Below are 16,686 nucleotides of genomic sequence, written 5' to 3'. Positions count from 1 at the left end.
GGAGGCGTATCGCTTATCAGAATGGCGACTTCCAGCGCAAGTTTTGCCGGTGCCGGTGCGGCATGTTAGTGATCCAGTCCCCGACCGGGTGGTCGCCGAGGCGGGGCGTTGACGGCACGCAAAAGTCCTGGCCCGGAGCAGACGCCGTCCGCTCCGGGCCAGGACCCGGTTCACCGCACGTCCCGCCGCTCAGGCCCGCGGCGCGACCTTGGCCAGGCCGTTGATGATGCGGTCCATCGCGTCGCCGCCCTGCGGATCGGTCAGGTTCGCCAGAAGCTTCAGCACGAACTTCATCAGCACCGGGTGGGTGAGACCGTGCTGGGCGGCCATCCGCATCACCAGCGGGTTGCCGATGGCCTTCACGAAGCCGCGCCCCAGCGAGTAGTAGCCGCCGTAGACGTCCTTGAGGATCTTCGGGTACGCCTCCAGCGCCCGTTCCCGGCCGAGGTCGGTCTGCCGCGCCAGCGCCTGGACGATGACCCCGGCCGCGATCTGGCCGGATTCCATCGCATAGGCGATGCCCTCACCGTTGAACGGGTTGACCATCCCGCCGGCGTCACCGACCAGGAGGAAGCCGCGGGTGTAGTGCGGCTGCCGGTTGAAGGCCATCGGCAGGGCGGCGCCGCGGATCGGCTCGGTCATGTTCTCCGGGGTGTAGCCCCACTCCTCGGGCATGCCCGCGCACCACACCTTGAGCAGCTCGCGGTAGTCGATGTCCTTGAACGAGGACGTGGTGTTGAGCAGGCCGAGGCCGACGTTGCTGGTCCCGTCACCCATGCCGAAGATCCAGCCGTAGCCCGGCAGCAGCTTCTGCTGCCCGCCGCGCCGGTCCCAGAGCTCCAGCCACGACTCCAGGTAGTCGTCGTCGCTGCGCGGGGAGTTGAAGTAGGTCCGGTAGGCGACGCCCATCGGCCGGTCCTCGCGCCGGTGCAGGCCCATCGCCAGGGAGAGCCGGGTCGAGTTCCCGTCCGCCGCGACGACCAGCGGCGCGCGGAAGGTGACCTCGCGCTTCTCCTCTCCCAGCTTCGCGGTGACGCCGACGATCCGGCCGGTGCGCTCGTCCAGCAGCGGCCCGGTCACGTTGCACAGCTGGTGCAGCTTGGCGCCGGCCTTCTCCGCCTGGCGCGCCAGCAGCTCGTCGAAGTCGGCGCGCTTGCGGACCAGGCCGTAGTCGGGGAAGCTCGCCAGCTCCGGCCAGTCCAGTTCGAGCCGGACCCCGCCGCCGATGATCCGCAGACCCTTGTTGCGCAGCCAGCCGGCCTCCTCGGAGATGTCGATGCCCATGTCGACCAGCTGCTTGGTGGCGCGCGGCGTCAGCCCGTCCCCGCACACCTTCTCCCGCGGGAAGTGCGCCTTCTCCAGCAGCAGCACCTCGAGTCCGGCCCGCGCCAGGTGGTAGGCCGTCGTGGATCCCGCCGGGCCGGCCCCGACGACGATGACATCCGCCTCGGCCTCGACAGCGGCAGTCTCGATGGCTGCGGCCTGCTGGGTCACCTGCGACACCTGGGACTCCTGCTGCTCTCGTCGGAAGGAACGGCAGCCCGAGAGGGGCCACTGCGCAGTCTAGGAGATCCCCCCGCGGGCGTGGCCTACGCTGGCCCGGGTCCACCCGGTCCAGGCTCAGAACGACAGAACAGGGGGCGCAGATGCACATCGGCGTCATGGGACACGAGGGGCTGTCCGCGATCACCGAGATGCTGGTCCGCGGCGAGCTCTGGCGGCTGGTCACCGGCTACCAGACCTACGGCCTGGTCGGCGTCAGCCCCCTCGGCGAAGGCCCGGAGACCTGGTTCGCCACTGCCGTGCTGGAGCACGGTGGCGCACTGGAGGTCATCGGCGCCCCCGCGCACCCCTCCCCAGCGCTGCTGCGCCAGGCCCGCGCCGTGCACCGCCTCGCCCCGGGCATCGACCCCACGGCCGCGCTGCTCGGCCTGGTCGACGAGCTCGTCGCGGTCTGGGACGGCGAACCCGGCGGCCCGATCGCCGACGCCGTCGAACGCGCCCGCGGCGCCGGCATCGAGGTGCACGTCATCTGGCCGCCCGGGTCCGAACGCGCGTCCTGAGCAAAGGCCCTGACTGGGGGTCCTGACCGGGGGTCCTGACCGGAGGGCCCGCGTTAGGCCCGCACTCCGCGGTGGAGGGCGACGATGCCGCCGGTGAGGTTGCGCCAGGCGACGCCGGACCAGCCGGCGGACTTGAGGCGGGCGGCCAGGGCCGGCTGGTCGGGCCAGGCGCGGATGGAGTCGGCGAGGTAGACGTAGGCGTCCGGGTTGCTGCTGACCGCGGTGGCGACCGGCGGCAGAGCGCGCATCAGATACTCGCTGTAGACGGTGCGGAACGGCGCCCAGGTGGGGTGGCTGAACTCGCAGATGACGACCCGGCCGCCCGGCCTGGTGACGCGCAGCAGCTCGCGCAGTGCGGCGTCGGTGTCCTGGACGTTGCGCAGGCCGAAGGAGATGGTGACGGCGTCGAACACGCCGTCGGCGAAGGGCAGCCGGGTGGCGTCGCCTGCCGTGAGCGGCAGTTCGGGGTGGCGCCGCTTGCCCTCGCGGAGCATGCCGAGGGAGAAGTCGCAGGGCACGACGGTCGCTCCGGCCTCGGCGAAGGGGAGCGAGGAGGTCGCGGTCCCGGCGGCGAGGTCGAGGATGCGCTCGCCCGGCCTGGCGTCCACCGCGTGGGCGACGGCCTTGCGCCAGAGCCGGGTCTGCCCCAGCGAGAGCACGTCGTTGGTCAGGTCGTACTTGGCCGCCACGTCGTCGAACATCGAGGCGACTTCGTGCGGCTGCTTGTCCAGGGAGGCTCGGGTCACGGACCCCATTGTTCACCCAGCGGAGGGCTACTCATGCCCGGCGGTGGACCAGGCGTCCCGCAAGCACGGTCGCCAGGCACTCGCCCTCCGCCGAGAACACGGCCAGGTCCGCCCGACCACCGACCTCCAGTACCGGTGCCCGGTCGCTCGCAGCGAGCATCACCCGCCCCGCCGCCGCGCGCAGTGCGGGGTCGGCGAGATGCTCGGGGCGAGCGGCGGTCGCGCCGAGACGCAGCAGGGCGTGCACGCGCTCGCGCGCGCTGGGCGCGTCCGGCAGCGGGCCCTCGTGCAGCAGTCCGGGACCGATGGAGCCGCGCCAGCGGCGTACCCGGGCCTGCGGGTACGCCGCTTCGAGCTGCGCGGCCGGGCCGAGCGCGGCGACGCGCTCGCCGTCGACCGCCACGGCAGTGCCGGCCGCGGCGGTGTCCGCCGCGGCGTGGATCGTCAGCACGGAGACGTCAGCACGGAGACGTCAGTTGGCGTTGAGGAGCTTCAGCTCCGGGTGCGCCGTGCCGCCCTCGATCGCCGTGGAGGCGATGTGCGAGAAGGCGTGGTCGTTCACCGGGTCGTTGGCCGGGTCGTCGTGCACGACCAGGTGCTCATAGGTGGTGGCGCGCTGGGCGGGGACGCGGCCCGCGGCGCGGATCAGGTGGATCAGTTCCATCCGGTTGGAGCGGTGCTTGGCGCCGGCGGAGGAGACCACGTTCTCCTCCAGCATGACCGAGCCCAGGTCGTCCGCGCCGTAGTGCAGGGTGAGCTGGCCCATCTCCTTGCCGACGGTCAGCCAGGAGCCCTGGATGTGCGCGACGTTGTCGAGGAAGAGCCGGGCCACCGCGATCAGCCGCAGGTACTCGAACAGAGTGGCCTGGGTGCGGCCCTTGAGGTGGTTGTTCTCGGGCTGGTACGTGTACGGGATGAAGGCGCGGAAGCCGCCGGTGCGGTCCTGCACGTCGCGGATCATGCGCAGGTGCTCGATGCGCTCGGCGTTGGTCTCGCCCGTGCCCATCAGCATGGTGGAGGTGGACTCGACCCCCAGGTTGTGGGCGATCTCCATGATCTCCAGCCAGCGTTCGCCCGACTCCTTCAGCGGCGCGATGGCCTTGCGGGGGCGCTCGGGCAGCATCTCCGCGCCGGCGCCCGCGAAGGAGTCGAGCCCGGCGGCATGGATGCGGCGGATGGCCTCCTCGGCGGTGACGCCGGAGATCCGCGACATGTGCTCGATCTCGGACGCGCCGAGGGAGTGGATGACCAGCTGCGGGAAGTCCTTCTTGATGGCGGAGAAGGCCCGCTCGTAGTACTCCACGCCGTAGTCGGGGTGGTGGCCGCCCTGGAACATGATCTGCGTGCCGCCGAGCTCGACGGTCTCCGCGCAGCGGCGCAGGATCTCCTCGAGGTCGCGCGACCAGCCCTTCTCGACGTCCTTGGGCGCGGCGTAGAAGGCACAGAACTTGCAGGCGGTGACGCAGACGTTGGTGTAGTTGATATTGCGTTCGATGATGTACGTCGCGATGTGCTCGGTACCGGCGTAGCGGCGTCGGCGGGCGGCGTCGGCGGCGGTGCCGAGGGCGTGCAGGGGGGCGTGACGGTAGAGGTCGAGCGCTTCGTCCGGTGTGATGCGCCCCCCTGCCGCCGCGCGGTCGAGGACAGCCTGCAGATCCGTCTCCTGGGGCTGGGCGGTCTCGAGCACCTCGGCGTCCTCTCATTCACAGCGATCACAGCGACGTAGACATGGAACCGCCGCCCAGACTACGCCAGGACCGTCACCGCACCTTGTGGAAGTCCCCGCTGGGGTTCCCGCTGCCCGCGGCGTTGACCTGGTGGTGCAGCGTTCCGTCCGGGTTCAGCGTGAAGACCTGGGCGTCCGAGTTGGACGAGCACACGGTGGCGCTGCTGCCGGGCAGCAACCGGTCCTGGAAGGTGATGCTGGTCGCCGTCGCCGACGAGAGCCTCTCGCCGCCCAGGCAGGCGGTCCCGGCAAGGCCGGGAACGGTGGTGATGCTGGTGGTGTTCTCCACGCCCTTCGGACCGGGCCGGATGGTGATGGACATCTCCTCGGTGAGCAGCCCGTCCTGGGTGGTCATCGTCCCGGTCCAGGTGCCTAGGAAGACGGCGGGGACCGCGTTGGGGCTGCTCGGTCCCGGGGACGGCGGGGCGGGCGGGCTCGACGGCGGGGAGGCGGGGGCGCCGGGTGCGGTGGTGGGCGCGGTGGCGGTCGGGCCGGCGCTCGCGCTCTGCGCCGGGGTGCTGACGGCGGGCGTCGTGCTCCCCCCGGCGCCGATGACCGGGTTGCCGCCCTGGTGGCTCATCAGCAGCGGCACCAGCACCGCCGCGAGGACGACCAGCACCGCGCCGCCGACCACGGCCGGTGCCCGCCACAGCGGGCGGCCCGGCGGCTTGTCGAACGGCGGCGTGCCCGAGCCCGCCGAATCGCCCGCCGAATCGCCCGCCGAGCCGCTCGGCGATCCGCCCGCTGTGACGCCGCTCGGCGGTGTGCCCGCAGGCTCGGGCTGTCGGTCGGCGACGGTTCCTGGCGGCGGGGGCACAGGCAGCGAGCCGTACGAGGCCGGCGGCGGCCCGAAGCCTGCCCGTCCCCCGCCGCCACCCCTGTCCGGCTCGCTGTGCGAGACACCCTCCGTTGCCTCAGCCTCCAGGTCCGTCTCCAGGTCCAGCAGTTCCGCCGTGCGCCGCCCCACCGAGGCGACCAGCAACGGCGGCAGCCAGCCGTCGGCAGGTCCCAGCCCGCCCAACGCCGCCCGCAGTTCGTCCAGTGCGGGCCGCGCCCCCGGCTCCTTCGCCAGGCAGCGTTCGACGATCTGCCGCAGCGGCCCGTCCGCCATGGCGTCCAGTCGGGGCGGCTCGTGGATCACCCGGTACAGCAGCACCGGCGCGCTGACGCTGTCGCCGAAGGGCCCGACCCCCGTGGCCGCATAGGCGAGCACCCCGCCGAGCGAGAAGACGTCACTCGGCGCCCCCGCCGCCTCGCCCGCGCCCTGCTCGGGCGACATGTAGCCCGGCGAGCCGACGACGTATCCGGAGCGGGTCAGCGCCGTCGCGGCGTCCAGGGCACGGGCGATGCCGAAGTCGATGAGGCGCGGCCCGTCGAGGGTGAGCAGCACATTGGACGGCTTCAGGTCGCGGTGCACCAGGCCCGTGGCATGGACCGCGGCGAGCGAATCCGCGAGCCCGACCCCGAGCACCTGTACGGACGCCTCCGGCAGCGGTCCGAACTCCCGTACGGCGGCGTCCAGTCCGGGGCCGGGGACGTAGCCGGTGGCGACCCACGGCTGCTCGCTCTCGGTGTCCGCGTCCAGCACGGCCGCCGTCCAGCGGCCGCCGACCAGGCGCGCCGCCGCCACCTCCTGCCGGAAGCGGGCGCGGAAGTCGGTGTCGTCGGCGAGCTCGGTGCGCACCAGTTTCACCGCCACCGTGCGCCCACCCGCCGTACGCCCCAGGTAGACCCGGCCCATACCGCCCGCACCGAGCCGCCCCAGCAGCCGGTACGCACCGATCTGCCGAGGATCTCCCGCCCCCAACGGTTCCATGACTGGCCATCATGGCGGCTCGGCGGACGGTTCGTCAGACCTTGTCGACGATTCGGTCGAGCAGGCGCACGCCTGTCGTGCTCATCCCGATCCGTCGGGCGAACTCCCGCATCCCGGCGAGCTGCCGCTCGCCGAAGGAGAAGTCCAGGGCCTCGGCGAAGTAGCGACGCAGTAGTTCCTGGTCGAACGACTCCCAACGGGAGGTCTGCTCGGCGACCTTGTCGACCTCGGCCATGGAGAGGTCACGCGAGTCGAGGAAGGCCCGGTGCACCTCGCGGGCGAGCTCCGGTTCGCGCTCCAGGAAGTCCCGGCGGACGGCCCACACCGCGAAGACGAAGGGGAGCCCGGTCCAGGCCTTCCACATCTCGCCCAGGTCGTGGACGTCCAGGCCCAGCCGCGGCGCGTCGTGCATCGTGGCGCGCAGCGCCGCGTCGCCGATGAGGACGGCTGCGTCGGCCTCCTGCATCATCAGCGCGAGGTCCGGCGGGCAGGTGTAGTAGTCCGGCTCGACCCGGTACTGCTCGGTGAGAAGCAACTGCGCCAGGCGTACAGACGTACGACTGGTCGAGCCGAGGGCGACCCGACGCCCGTCCAGCTGGTCCAGCGGTACCTGACTGACGATCACGCACGACAGCACCGGACCGTCGCTGCCCACGGCGATGTCCGGCAGCACGACCAGGTCATCGGCGTTGCGCAGGTACTCGACGCAGGTGATCGGGGAGATGTCCAGGTCCCCGGCGACCAGGGCGTCGCTCAGCCGCTCCGGGGTGTCCTTGGTCAGGTCCAGGTCGAGCAGGCTGCCGCTCCGCGCCAGGCCCCAGTAGATGGGCAGGCAGTTGAGGAACTGGATGTGTCCCACGCGGGGTCGGACGAGGGGCCGGATGAGGCCGTCCTGAGCGCCGTTCCAGGTGCCGTGCTCGGTACCGTCCTCGGTGCTGCCGATGCTGTCGGGTTCGCCGTCACGCTCGGTGTATGTGTCCACACCGAGCACAGTAGACCGGGGAGTGAGATCTTCCCTGGCCGGGCCCGGAGCTGCGTGCTAGGGTTTCTCGCAGTTGCAGTTTGATTTCCCATGCAGTACTCGAGCCTGCGGAGCATGTGACCGCGGGCTTCTGTAGTTTTCAGACTTTGTCAAAGAAGTACCTGAAGGCGGGGCGATCAGCGCAGCGGACCGGGCACCACGAGGTGTGGTGTCCTTTACGTCCCTCGCAAGGAGAACGGTATGGCGACCGGAACCGTCAAGTGGTTCAACGCCGAGAAGGGCTTCGGCTTCATCGCCCAGGACGGCGGCGGCCCCGACGTCTTCGTCCACTACTCCGCCATCAACGCGGCCGGCTTCCGCTCGCTTGAGGAGAACCAGGCCGTGGAGTTCGACGTCACGCAGGGTCCCAAGGGCCCGCAGGCTGAGAACGTCACCCCGGTCTGAATTCCATCCACTGATCACCAGTCCCTGATCATCTCCGATCGGGTCGTCTGATCGTCCGGTGGCTTCCACAGCACCAACCCAAGGGGGCCCGCGTCGCACCAGCGACGACGGGCCCCCTGCCTTTCCCGCGCTCTCCGGCCTGCCGTGGACCGGCCGGTCTTACTCGCGGAGCTACTGGGGCCCGCGGCGCCAGCCGCTGATGTTACGGCCGGCAGCGCGGCAAGCGAAGGTTCCGGGCGGCGGGCACCCGAGCCCTATCGCTCCCCAGGTCGTTACTCCCCGTCCTGCTCGCCGCGCCCCATCCCCGCGTGCAGCAGCCGCCCCCGCAGGGCGACCTCGATCTCGAACCGCGCGTCCGGGTCCGCCAGCGCCTCGCCGAACAGCGCCTCGATCCGACGCATCCGCTGCCGCACCGTCTGCGGATGCAGGCCCAGTCGTGCGGCCACCTCGGGGGCGCTGCCACGGCTGGTATCCAGCCACACCAGCAGCGTGGCCTCCAGCCGGCGTCGGCGCTTCGCGGTCAGCCCGTCGAGCGGTGCCAGCCGGCGGTCGCCGAGCAGGCGTACCAGCTCCTCGTCCCCGAGCAGCAGCACGGACGACAGCTGGCGGTCGCAGTGCACCAGGCCGGGCGCCGCGTCCTGCGGCATCCGAACGGCGACGGTACGGGCCCAGCGCAGCGACTGCGCCGCCTGCGGGCCCGGGACGGCGGGGCCGATCACCGCCGTGCGGTCGGCCAGCGCGCGCCCCAACTGCTCCATCCGGCCGTCCGTGTCGGGATCGGCGAGGAAGAGGCACGGCTCGGGACCGTCCAACTCGGCGAGCGCGGACGGCAGCGTCCGCAGCCCTGCCGCCACCGAACCCGCCGACCCGCCGGGCAGCAGCGCCACGCCCGCGATCCGCTCCGGCAGTTCCCAGCGCGCGGCCCGCGCTGCCTCGACCAGCACCGGCTCGCCCGCCCCGCTCGCGAGCAGCGTCACCATCCGCTGCCGGGAGCGGCGCAGCGTCCCCACGGCGTCGGCGCGTGCCTCGGCGTAGCCCTCGACGGAGGCGGCCGCCATCTCGTCGATGTGCGCGAAGATCGCCTCCGCCAGCACGGCCATCGCGGTCGGCGGCATCCCCACCCGTCGCGCCACCTGGGCGTACCGGCGCCAGGCAAGTCGCGCGCCGAGCCGGTACGCGGCCTGCAGCGCGTCCAGGCTGCGCCCCTCCCGCCACTCGCCGCGGCCCAGCGCCCGGTAGACCTGCAGCGACTCCTCGGGCGAGGCGCTGTCGTCTGCGACGAGCTCGGCGAACTGCGCGAGTGCGCGGGCCGCACCCTGCTGGATACCCGCTCCGAAGCTGCCGTCCAGAGGCCTGGCGTACTCGGGTATCTGGCGGCGGATCTCCCGCACGATCTCGGGCACCAGCCGCACGTTCTCGGCCCTGATCAGCGCCGCGAACCCGGGCGGCAGTACCGCCCACGGACGGTCCCTGGCCGCGTGCTGTGGCGCTGCATGCTGTGGCGTCATGACCTGCGCTTTGGCAATCACCTGCATGGATGCGGCCATATGACCTCCTCCGCCGGTCCGGAATGCCTGCCAGTGCTGCATATCTTTAAATTGCCAGCATTCAGTGGCAGCTTCCGGAAATTCACATCCCCCCGACGTGAAAAATCCGCACACAATTCTTTCGGAGAATCTTGGTCTCCGTTGCTTGCGTCGCAGTATCTTCTGGTTGTTACTGGCGTGTCAACGACCGGAAGCGGAGGCCGATCACCCGCTTCCTCCGGCCCTCCTGCCTGCGGCACCTGCCGATCACACTGGTCCGGTCGGTCCCGAACCCGCCGTCTGCCGGGAGCGGGAATTTCCGCGCAGAATCCTTTCATCGGGCCCCGAGCAGCAGTTCCTCGCCCGATTACGGTCGCGTCTCGCCTCCGGCGGCACCGGGGGCGAGACGGGCCCGCCGGAATCCGAAATGGCCCCGCAGTCACCGTGCCACCGGTCGGCGCCGGGGCCGCCGGATGCGATGCAGGACCCCGAGGCCAGGGGCGCCGCCTGGGCACGGACGACGCGCCGTCAGGCTGCGGAGCCATGGCCGCTGCCACTTTGCCCTGGTCCGAGTTATACGTATAACCTGACAGCGCCGCCGCCCGTCCGCACCCCGCCCCGAGGAGAACAGCCGCTGTGGGCTACCTCACCGTCCTGCGCAGTCCCCAGGTCGCCCGTCTGCTGCTTGGAACCCTCACCGGACGCCTCCCCGCCGGAATGACCGTCGTCGCCATAGCCCTCGCCCTCCACGGCGCCGGCGCCGCGTACGCGCAGATCGGGCTCACCACCGCCGTCTACGCCATCGCCGCGGCCATCGGCGGCCCGGTGCTCGGCCGAGCTGTCGACCGCGTCGGCCAGCCGCGGGTCCTGCTCGCCTCCGCCGCGGTCGCCGCCTTCGGCTACGCCGCCCTGGCGGTCGCCCCGAGCCAACCCGCCGCCGCGATGGCAGGTGCCGCACTCGCGGGGCTCGCCATGCCGCCGCTCGAACCCTGCCTGCGCTCGCTCTGGCCGGACATCGTCGCCCCTGCCGCCCTGGAGACCGCCTACGCGCTGGACTCCGCCTCGCAGCAGATCCTCTACGTGGCGGGCCCCTTGCTCGTCGCCGGCGTCGCGACACTCGTCACTCCGTCGGCCGCACTGTGGCTGGCCGCGGGGCTCGGGCTGCTCGGCACGCTCACCGTCGCCACCTCCGCACCGGCCCGCGCATGGCGGGCCCCCGCCGCCCCTGTGGCCGCCGGCGGAGCGGGCTGGCTCGGCCCGCTCCGCTCACCCGGGCTGGTCCTGCTGCTGCTCGCCTTCGCCGGTACCGGCTGGGCCGTCGGCGCGCAGAACATCCTCTTCGTCGCCTACGCCCAGGCCCACCCCGGTATCCCGGGCGGCGCGGGAGCGCTGCTCGCCCTCGCCGCCCTGGCCGGGCTGCTCGGTGCGCTCGCCTACGGCGCCGTCCGGTGGACCGCTCCGACCGCCACGCGCACCTGGGCCCTCGCCGGCGGCATGGCGTTCTGCTACCTGCCGCTGCTCCTCGTCCCCTCCCCTGCCGGTATGGGCGTGGCGGCGTTCGCCTCCGGGCTCGGGCTGGCCCCACTGCTCGCCGCAGCGTTCGTGCTGATCGCGGAGCTGGCCCCGGCCGGCACGACGACCGAGGCTTTCGCCTGGCTGGTCACCCTGTTCGCCACCGGAAACGCGCTCGGCTCAGCCGTCAGCGGCGCCCTCGTCTCGGGCTCGCTGCGCGCCGCGGCCCTGGCCGCGTTCGCCGGCATCGCGGTGGCGGCCCTGCTGCTGCTCACCACCCGGCGGCTGCTGGTCCCGCTGCCCGACCCGGGCGCGGACAGCTACCGTTCGTTCCCGGCCGCCCCGAGCGCCCATTCGCCGACCGTCTCGTAGTGGGCCGGCCCGGCGCCGAGGTGACTGCGCATCAGGCGCAGGTCGGTGGCGGGCCAGGGCGCGCCGGAGAAGTCCGACAGGGCGTCGACCAGGGGGCCGAGGGTTCCGCCTCCCCGGCCGTCCCGTCCTTCGCGCCCGTCCCGTCCTTCGCGCCCGTCCCGTCCTTCGCGTCCTTCGCGGCCGCTCCGAACGATCCGCGGGTCTCGCGGGCCCCGGGGGTCGTTCCGCCGGTCCCCTGCGCGGCCGGTGGCACGGGCAAGCGTGAGGTGCGCGCGGAAGGGGCGCTCGTCCAGCTCGATGCCGGCATCGCGGGCCGCCGCGGCGACCTCGTCGGCGAGGCTGCGCAGCGCGCGGGTGTCACCCCGGACGTCCACCCACAGCGCGCGGTCACCGAAGCAGCCGCCGCCCGCGAGGCGCAGCTCGGGCGTCTCGTCGAGCGTGGCTGCAGCCCGGGCGAGACGCATCTCCAGGTCGGGCACGGCCGTCGCGTCCACCTGGCCGAGGAAGGCGAGGGTGAGGTGCCAGGTCGGCTGCCCGGTCCAGCGCAGGGCACGGGCCTCCGGGAGCGCGCTCAGCGCGGCGACGGCTGCAGCCAGTTCCCGGATCGCAGCCGGTGGCGGCACGACGGCGGCGAAGAGTCTCATGCGGGAAGTGTCCAAGCCCTTCAGTCACGGAAGCAACATTCGGTAGAAAGATCGCATGGAGATACGACTTGCCGGAGCAGAGGACCTCGGCGCGGTGCTCACAGTCCTGGACGGAACGGTGGAGTGGTTGGTCGCGCAGGGGCGCAGCGGCCAGTGGGGCACGCAGCCGTGGTCGAGTCAGCCGGCGCTGGTCGAGCGAATCGAGGGCCGGATCGATCGCGGGGAGGCCCGGGTGGCGGTGCTGGACGGGGAGGTGGCCGGAGTCGTGTCGGTGTCCGGGACCGTCCCGTCCTATGTGGATCCGGCCGTGGAGCCCGAGTTGTACGTGAACCTGCTGGCGACGGAACGTCGCTTCAAGGGGCGCTCGGTGGGTTCGGCCCTGCTGGACGAGGCGCGGGCGGAGGCGCGGCGGCGCGGGCTCGCCCTGGTCCGCGTGGACTGCTACGCGGGTGACGACGGGAAGTTGAAGGCGTACTACCGCAGCCAGGGATTCACGGAGGTGGAGCCGTTCACGGTGACCCGGACGGGGCACCCGGACTGGCCAGGGATGCTGCTGGCGCAGCGGCTGGACTGAGTCGCACCTCCCGAGCCGTCAGCGTTGGGGCCGTCCCGTCGGACGGGACGGCCCCCCGGGAGGCGTTCAATGCCCTGTGCTCAGCCCCACGCGGTCACGCCGCGATGGCCACAGCGCTTTCCTGTTCGGCCCGCTCACGCTGACGTGGGACGAACGCCACCAACGGGTGCTCCGGCCCTCGCTGCAGGTCGAGCCGCACCCGCAGGTTGCCGATCCGCGCGAGCACCAGGCCGATTCCGGCGGCGGCCGCGCTGGACACCAGGCCGCAGGCCAGCAGCCCGATGCGCGGTCCGTACTGCTCGGTGATCCACCCGACCAGAGGCGCGCCCAGTGGCGTGCCGCCCGCGAACACCATCATGAACAGGCTCATCACCCGGCCCCGCATGGCGGGGTCGGTGCGCAGCTGGACCAGCGAGTTCGCCGCGGTGTTGAGGGTCAGTCCGAACAGGCCGACCAGCGTCAGCAGCGCCGCGAAAACCCAGAACGACGGGGCCAGCCCGGCGACCGCTTCGAGCAGCCCGAACGCGAGCGCGGCGCCGACCAGCAGTCGCAGCCGGGGCCTGCTGCGCCGCGCGGCGAGCAGCGCGCCGACGAGCGAGCCGACGGCCATCGCGGTGTTCAGCAGCCCGTACAGGCCGGGTCCGACATGGAAGACCGAGTACGCGAAGGCGGACAGGATCGTCGCGAAGTTGAACCCGAAGGTGCCGATGAAGCCGATCAGGACGATCGGCCAGATCAGGTCCGGGCGTCCGGCGACGTAGTGCAGGCCGGCCCGCAGCTGGCCCTTCTCGCGCGGCAGCCGTGGAGTCGGGCGCAGCTCGGAGCCGCGCATGGCGAGCAGCCCGAGGATGACCGCGCCGAAGGACACGGCGTTGACGGCGAAGGCGAAGCCCGCCCCGACCGCGGCCATCAGCCCACCGGCGACGGCGGGGCCGATCAGGCGTGCCGTCTGGAAGTTGGCGGCGTTGAGACTGACGGCGTTGCCGAGGTCACGCTTGCCGACCATCTCCACGACGAACGTCTGGCGGCTCGGGTTGTCCACGACGGTGACCATGCCGAGCAGGAAGGCGAAGAGGTAGATGTGCCAGACCTGGATGCTGCCGGTGAGGGTGAGGACGGCGAGTCCTGCGGCGAGCAGGCCCATGGCGCCCTGTGTGGCGATGAGGAGCTGGCGCTTCGGGAAGCGGTCGGCGAGGACGCCGCCGAAGAGGCCGAACAGCAGCATCGGCAGGAACTGCATGGCGGTGGTGACGCCGACCGCGAACGGGCTGCCGGTGAGGCTGAGGACGAGCCAGTCCTGCGCTATTCGCTGCACCCAGGTGCCGGAGTTGGAGACGACCTGGCCGATGAAGAAGTAGCGGTAGTTGCGGTTGCTCAGGGCGGAGAACATGCCGCCGCGGCCGGGTGTCCGGGGGGCGGCGTCGCGCTCCGCTGTGCGTTCGTCGGGGTCGTCGTCGCCGGGGACGACGAGCGTCTGTCCGATGGTGCTTTCGGTGGCGTCGGTGGCGTCGGTCTCGGTGGCGGGGCTCACCGCGGAGGCGGTGGCGCTTCGGCGGTGGCTCTGGCTGTGGTTGCGGTCTGCGGTGGCTCCGGTAGGCGAAGTCAATCTGTCCCCTGTCCTCGGTACTGCGGTCTTCGGTGCCGCGGCGTTCGGTACTGCGGTCCTGCGTTCAATGCGCCCTGCCGGTCCTGCGGGCCCAGCCGCTCTGTCGACGGTGTGTCAGAGCTGCGCGAGGCGTTCGAGCACGGGCGCGGCGGCGCGCAGCAAGGCCCACTCCTCCTCGCTGAGCCCCCCGGCGAGCTCAGCGAGCCAGGCGTCGCGCCTGGCCCGGCTCTGGTCGAGGATGCTCTCGGCCTGCTCGGTACTGCTGACGACGACCTGTCTCCGATCGTCGGGGTGCGGCTCCCGCCGCACCAGGCCCTTCTCCTCCAGCATCGCGATGATCCGGGTCATCGACGGCGGCTGGACGTGCTCCTTGCGCGCCAGCTCGCCGGGAGACGCGCTGCCGCAACGGGCGAGAGTCGCCAGCACCTGCATCTCGGTGGGCGTCAGCGACTCCTCGACGCGCTGGTTGCGCAGGCGGCGGGAGAGTCGCATCACGGCGGAGCGCAGCGTGCTGACCGCTGCGGCGTCGCTCTCGGAGAGCTCGGGCATGATTGTTAGTCTAACTCATTACCCACTCTAAGGAAAATCCGTTGCAGGAGCCACGGAAGTAGCACGTGGCAGCACCACGAACAGGGCGGTCCGACCCCCTCGTCGAGGAGTACGGACCGCCCTGCTGATAGCCGCCTGGCCACCGTGGCCGGATTCGGGCTCAGGCGAGGCCGAAGGCCGGCATGAGGTAGTAGAAGGCGAAGATCGCGGCGACCACGTAGAGCGCGACGGGGACCTCGCGTGCACGGCCCGTGGCGATCTTGAGAATGCACAGGGTCAGGAAGCCGATACCGATTCCGTTGGTGATGCTGTACGTGAACGGCATGATCACCATGGTGAGGAAGGCCGGGACGGCGATGGTGAAGTCGGACCAGTCGATGTCCCTGATGCCGCTGGACAGGATCAGGAAGCCGACCACGACCAGCACCGGGGTGGCGGCCTGGGTCGGGACCATCGTCGCCAGCGGAGTGAGGAACAGCGCGATCACGAAGAAGAGCCCCGTGACGATGCTGGCCAGGCCGGTGCGGGCGCCCTCGCCCACGCCCGCCGTCGACTCCACGAAGCAGGTGTTCGCCGAGCTGGACGTGACGCCGCCGACGGCGGTGGCGATGCCGTCCACCGTCAGGACCCTGCTCATGCCCGGCAGGTTGCCGTTCTCGTCGAGCAGGTGGGCCTCGTCGCTGACGCCGAGGATCGTGCCCATGGCGTCGAAGAAGCAGGACAGCAGGACGGTGAAGACGAAGAGCACCCCGGTGAGGAGGCCTACCTGGTGGAACCCGCCGAACAGGCTGACCTTGCCGATCAGGCCGAAGTCCGGGGTCGCGACGATCTTGTGCGGGATCGCGGGGACGGTGAGGCCCCACTTGGCGGCCGGGATGTGCGCGACCGTGTTGACGACCACGGCGAGCAGCGTGCCGGCCACGATGCTGACCAGGATGGCGCCGGGGACCTTGCGGGCCATCAGGATGAGAGTGAGCAGGGCGCAGAAAACGAAGATCAGGACCGGCCAGCCGTCGAGGTGACCGTTGCCGCCGAGCTGGACCGGGACGGAGGTCTGCGCGGCGTCCGGGACGCGGGTGACGAAGCCGCCGTCGACCAGGCCGATCAGGGCGATGAACAGGCCGATGCCGATGGCGATGGCCTTCCGCAGCCCCAGCGGGACGGCGTTCATCACCCGCTCGCGCAGTCCGGTGGCGACCAGCAGCATGATCGCGAAACCGGCCAGGACCACCATGCCCATCGCATCCGGCCAGCTCATCTTGGGGGCGAGCTGGAGGGCGACGATGCTGTTGGTGCCGAGGCCGGCGGCGAGGGCGAGCGGGATGTTCCCGATGACGCCCATCAGCAGGGTGGTGAAGGCCGCGGTGATCACGGTCGCGGTGACCAGCTGACCGTTGTTCAGGTGGTGGCCGAACTTGTCCACTGCGGACGACAGGATGATCGGGTTCAGCACGATGATGTACGCCATCGTGAAGAAGGTGGCGGCTCCGCCGCGGATCTCGCGAGCGACGGACGAGCCGCGCTCGGAGATCTTGAAGTAGCGGTCGACGGCGTTGCGGGGCGGGACGTCCCCGGGCTCGGGCGACTTGGCCTTGGCGGCGGCCACGGATGACATGTGCTGAGTCCTTGACGGTTGGAGCTTTGCAGAGCTGGCGATCAAAATCCGAGTACGGAACGTCAAGAGGACGCGCCGTCCAATACAGGAAACGTCAGTATGAATCGCCTAAATCACTTCGGCTATCTGCGCGCGTAGACTGGAGTTTCCTCCAAGTGCAGGCTCTGCGAGGGTGTCCACGATCCGCCCCAGGGCCTCCCCGTACTCTTGACCCGTGAAGACGACCAAGCTGCCCTCCGCGCCTCCCATGGAGGCCAACGACGTCGCCATCGTGACCGGCGGCACCGTGCTGTGGCTCGTCGCCTTCGTCGCGCTGCTCCCCTTCCACAGCTGGCTGTCCGCACACGGGCACGGCGACTGGCCGTGGATCTGCCTCGCCGGGTTCGGCCTCGGACTGATCGGGGTCTGGTACTGCCGCGCCCGCCGTGACGCCATCGCCCGCTCCAGGGAGGCCGCCGCTCGAACTGAGGGTCAGTCAGCTCCGCCTGCCCGACCGGAGTAGGCCGGGCGG

At 71.5% G+C, this 16,686-nt stretch carries 16 protein-coding genes; 5 read left to right on the top strand and 11 right to left on the bottom strand.

Annotated features, from left to right (window positions below):
- Nucleotides 1-189: 189 nt before the first annotated feature.
- On the bottom strand, nucleotides 190-1,494 hold the full coding sequence (locus tag ABIA33_RS00920) for a geranylgeranyl reductase family protein (protein ID WP_370076230.1): 1,305 nt from the start codon (nucleotides 1,492-1,494) through the stop codon (nucleotides 190-192).
- A gap of 152 nt (nucleotides 1,495-1,646) precedes the next feature.
- Here ABIA33_RS00920 and ABIA33_RS00915 point away from each other — a divergent pair, with 152 nt between their 5' ends.
- Complete coding sequence (locus ABIA33_RS00915) at nucleotides 1,647-2,063, top strand: hypothetical protein (protein WP_370075808.1); 417 nt, start codon at nucleotides 1,647-1,649, stop codon at nucleotides 2,061-2,063.
- A 53-nt stretch (nucleotides 2,064-2,116) separates the two neighbouring features.
- On the opposite strand, the gene ABIA33_RS00910 is transcribed toward ABIA33_RS00915, so the two are convergent.
- The 5 genes from ABIA33_RS00910 to ABIA33_RS00890 all read right to left on the bottom strand — a co-directional run bounded on the left by ABIA33_RS00910 (nucleotide 2,117) and on the right by ABIA33_RS00890 (nucleotide 7,234).
- Nucleotides 2,117-2,809 carry a demethylmenaquinone methyltransferase gene (locus ABIA33_RS00910; RefSeq protein WP_370075806.1) on the bottom strand — a complete coding sequence of 231 codons (693 nt, stop codon included), beginning with the start codon at nucleotides 2,807-2,809 and terminating at the stop codon, nucleotides 2,117-2,119.
- 31 nt (nucleotides 2,810-2,840) lie between these two features.
- On the bottom strand, nucleotides 2,841-3,260 hold the full coding sequence (locus ABIA33_RS00905) for a hypothetical protein (protein ID WP_370075804.1): 420 nt from the start codon (nucleotides 3,258-3,260) through the stop codon (nucleotides 2,841-2,843).
- 21 nt (nucleotides 3,261-3,281) lie between these two features.
- Entirely contained in the window at nucleotides 3,282-4,496 is a 1,215-nt protein-coding gene (gene mqnC, locus ABIA33_RS00900) for a cyclic dehypoxanthinyl futalosine synthase (protein WP_370075802.1), read from the bottom strand.
- Between the two features lie 73 nt (nucleotides 4,497-4,569).
- A complete protein-coding gene (locus ABIA33_RS00895; RefSeq protein ID WP_370075800.1) occupies nucleotides 4,570-6,351 on the bottom strand; it encodes a serine/threonine-protein kinase in 1,782 nt (593 codons plus the stop codon).
- 34 nt (nucleotides 6,352-6,385) lie between these two features.
- Nucleotides 6,386-7,234: a menaquinone biosynthetic enzyme MqnA/MqnD family protein gene (locus ABIA33_RS00890; protein ID WP_370076228.1), complete on the bottom strand. Its 849-nt coding sequence runs from the start codon at nucleotides 7,232-7,234 to the stop codon at nucleotides 6,386-6,388.
- Between the two features lie 339 nt (nucleotides 7,235-7,573).
- Here ABIA33_RS00890 and ABIA33_RS00885 point away from each other — a divergent pair, with 339 nt between their 5' ends.
- Nucleotides 7,574-7,777, top strand: coding sequence for a cold-shock protein (locus tag ABIA33_RS00885; RefSeq protein WP_370075798.1), 204 nt, complete (start codon nucleotides 7,574-7,576; stop codon nucleotides 7,775-7,777).
- Between the two features lie 272 nt (nucleotides 7,778-8,049).
- Here ABIA33_RS00885 and ABIA33_RS00880 read toward each other — a convergent pair whose 3' ends face one another.
- A complete protein-coding gene (locus ABIA33_RS00880; protein ID WP_370075796.1) occupies nucleotides 8,050-9,324 on the bottom strand; it encodes a helix-turn-helix domain-containing protein in 1,275 nt (424 codons plus the stop codon).
- A gap of 615 nt (nucleotides 9,325-9,939) precedes the next feature.
- Here ABIA33_RS00880 and ABIA33_RS00875 point away from each other — a divergent pair.
- Nucleotides 9,940-11,187 (top strand): MFS transporter, encoded by a 1,248-nt coding sequence (locus tag ABIA33_RS00875; protein WP_370075794.1) that lies wholly within the window; start codon nucleotides 9,940-9,942, stop codon nucleotides 11,185-11,187.
- Here ABIA33_RS00875 and thpR read toward each other — a convergent pair.
- A complete protein-coding gene (gene thpR / locus ABIA33_RS00870; protein ID WP_370075792.1) occupies nucleotides 11,136-11,831 on the bottom strand; it encodes an RNA 2',3'-cyclic phosphodiesterase in 696 nt (231 codons plus the stop codon). The genes ABIA33_RS00875 and thpR overlap by 52 nt on opposite strands.
- Nucleotides 11,832-11,886: 55 nt before the next feature.
- On the opposite strand from thpR, the gene ABIA33_RS00865 reads away from it, so the two are divergent.
- Nucleotides 11,887-12,405 (top strand): N-acetyltransferase family protein, encoded by a 519-nt coding sequence (locus ABIA33_RS00865; protein WP_370075790.1) that lies wholly within the window; start codon nucleotides 11,887-11,889, stop codon nucleotides 12,403-12,405.
- Nucleotides 12,406-12,499: 94 nt separating this feature from the next.
- On the opposite strand, the gene ABIA33_RS00860 is transcribed toward ABIA33_RS00865, so the two are convergent.
- The 3 genes from ABIA33_RS00860 to ABIA33_RS00850 form a co-directional block, all read right to left on the bottom strand.
- The gene (locus ABIA33_RS00860; RefSeq protein ID WP_370075788.1) at nucleotides 12,500-14,011 is read right to left on the bottom strand and encodes an MFS transporter; all 1,512 of its coding nucleotides are present in this window, start codon (nucleotides 14,009-14,011) and stop codon (nucleotides 12,500-12,502) included.
- A 114-nt stretch (nucleotides 14,012-14,125) separates the two neighbouring features.
- Entirely contained in the window at nucleotides 14,126-14,560 is a 435-nt protein-coding gene (locus tag ABIA33_RS00855; RefSeq protein WP_370075786.1) for a MarR family winged helix-turn-helix transcriptional regulator, read from the bottom strand.
- A 160-nt stretch (nucleotides 14,561-14,720) separates the two neighbouring features.
- Complete coding sequence (locus ABIA33_RS00850) at nucleotides 14,721-16,175, bottom strand: NCS2 family permease (RefSeq protein WP_370075784.1); 1,455 nt, start codon at nucleotides 16,173-16,175, stop codon at nucleotides 14,721-14,723.
- Nucleotides 16,176-16,389: 214 nt separating this feature from the next.
- Between ABIA33_RS00850 and ABIA33_RS00845 the strand changes: the two genes are divergently transcribed.
- Nucleotides 16,390-16,677 (top strand): DUF2530 domain-containing protein, encoded by a 288-nt coding sequence (locus ABIA33_RS00845; protein ID WP_370075782.1) that lies wholly within the window; start codon nucleotides 16,390-16,392, stop codon nucleotides 16,675-16,677.
- The last annotated feature ends 9 nt before the right edge of the window (nucleotides 16,678-16,686 follow it).

The sequence above is a fragment of the Streptacidiphilus sp. MAP12-16 genome, from assembly GCF_041262165.1.
GTDB lineage: Bacteria > Actinomycetota > Actinomycetes > Streptomycetales > Streptomycetaceae > Streptacidiphilus.
The sequence above is the reverse complement of the archived record's forward strand: the minus strand, read 5'-3'. Positions and strand labels throughout refer to the sequence as shown.

What these genes read in the sequence shown, in the direction of transcription:
- ABIA33_RS00915 (WP_370075808.1), top strand. Translation starts at nt 1,647, where the DNA reads ATGCACATCGGCGTCATGGGACACGAGGGGCTGTCCGCGATCACCGAG.
- ABIA33_RS00865 (WP_370075790.1), top strand. Translation starts at nt 11,887, where the DNA reads ATGGAGATACGACTTGCCGGAGCAGAGGACCTCGGCGCGGTGCTCACA.
- ABIA33_RS00880 (WP_370075796.1), bottom strand. Translation starts at nt 9,324, where the DNA reads ATGGCCGCATCCATGCAGGTGATTGCCAAAGCGCAGGTCATGACGCCA.
- ABIA33_RS00885 (WP_370075798.1), top strand. Translation starts at nt 7,574, where the DNA reads ATGGCGACCGGAACCGTCAAGTGGTTCAACGCCGAGAAGGGCTTCGGC.
- ABIA33_RS00855 (WP_370075786.1), bottom strand. Translation starts at nt 14,560, where the DNA reads ATGCCCGAGCTCTCCGAGAGCGACGCCGCAGCGGTCAGCACGCTGCGC.
- thpR (WP_370075792.1), bottom strand. Translation starts at nt 11,831, where the DNA reads ATGAGACTCTTCGCCGCCGTCGTGCCGCCACCGGCTGCGATCCGGGAA.
- ABIA33_RS00895 (WP_370075800.1), bottom strand. Translation starts at nt 6,351, where the DNA reads ATGGAACCGTTGGGGGCGGGAGATCCTCGGCAGATCGGTGCGTACCGG.
- ABIA33_RS00850 (WP_370075784.1), bottom strand. Translation starts at nt 16,175, where the DNA reads ATGTCATCCGTGGCCGCCGCCAAGGCCAAGTCGCCCGAGCCCGGGGAC.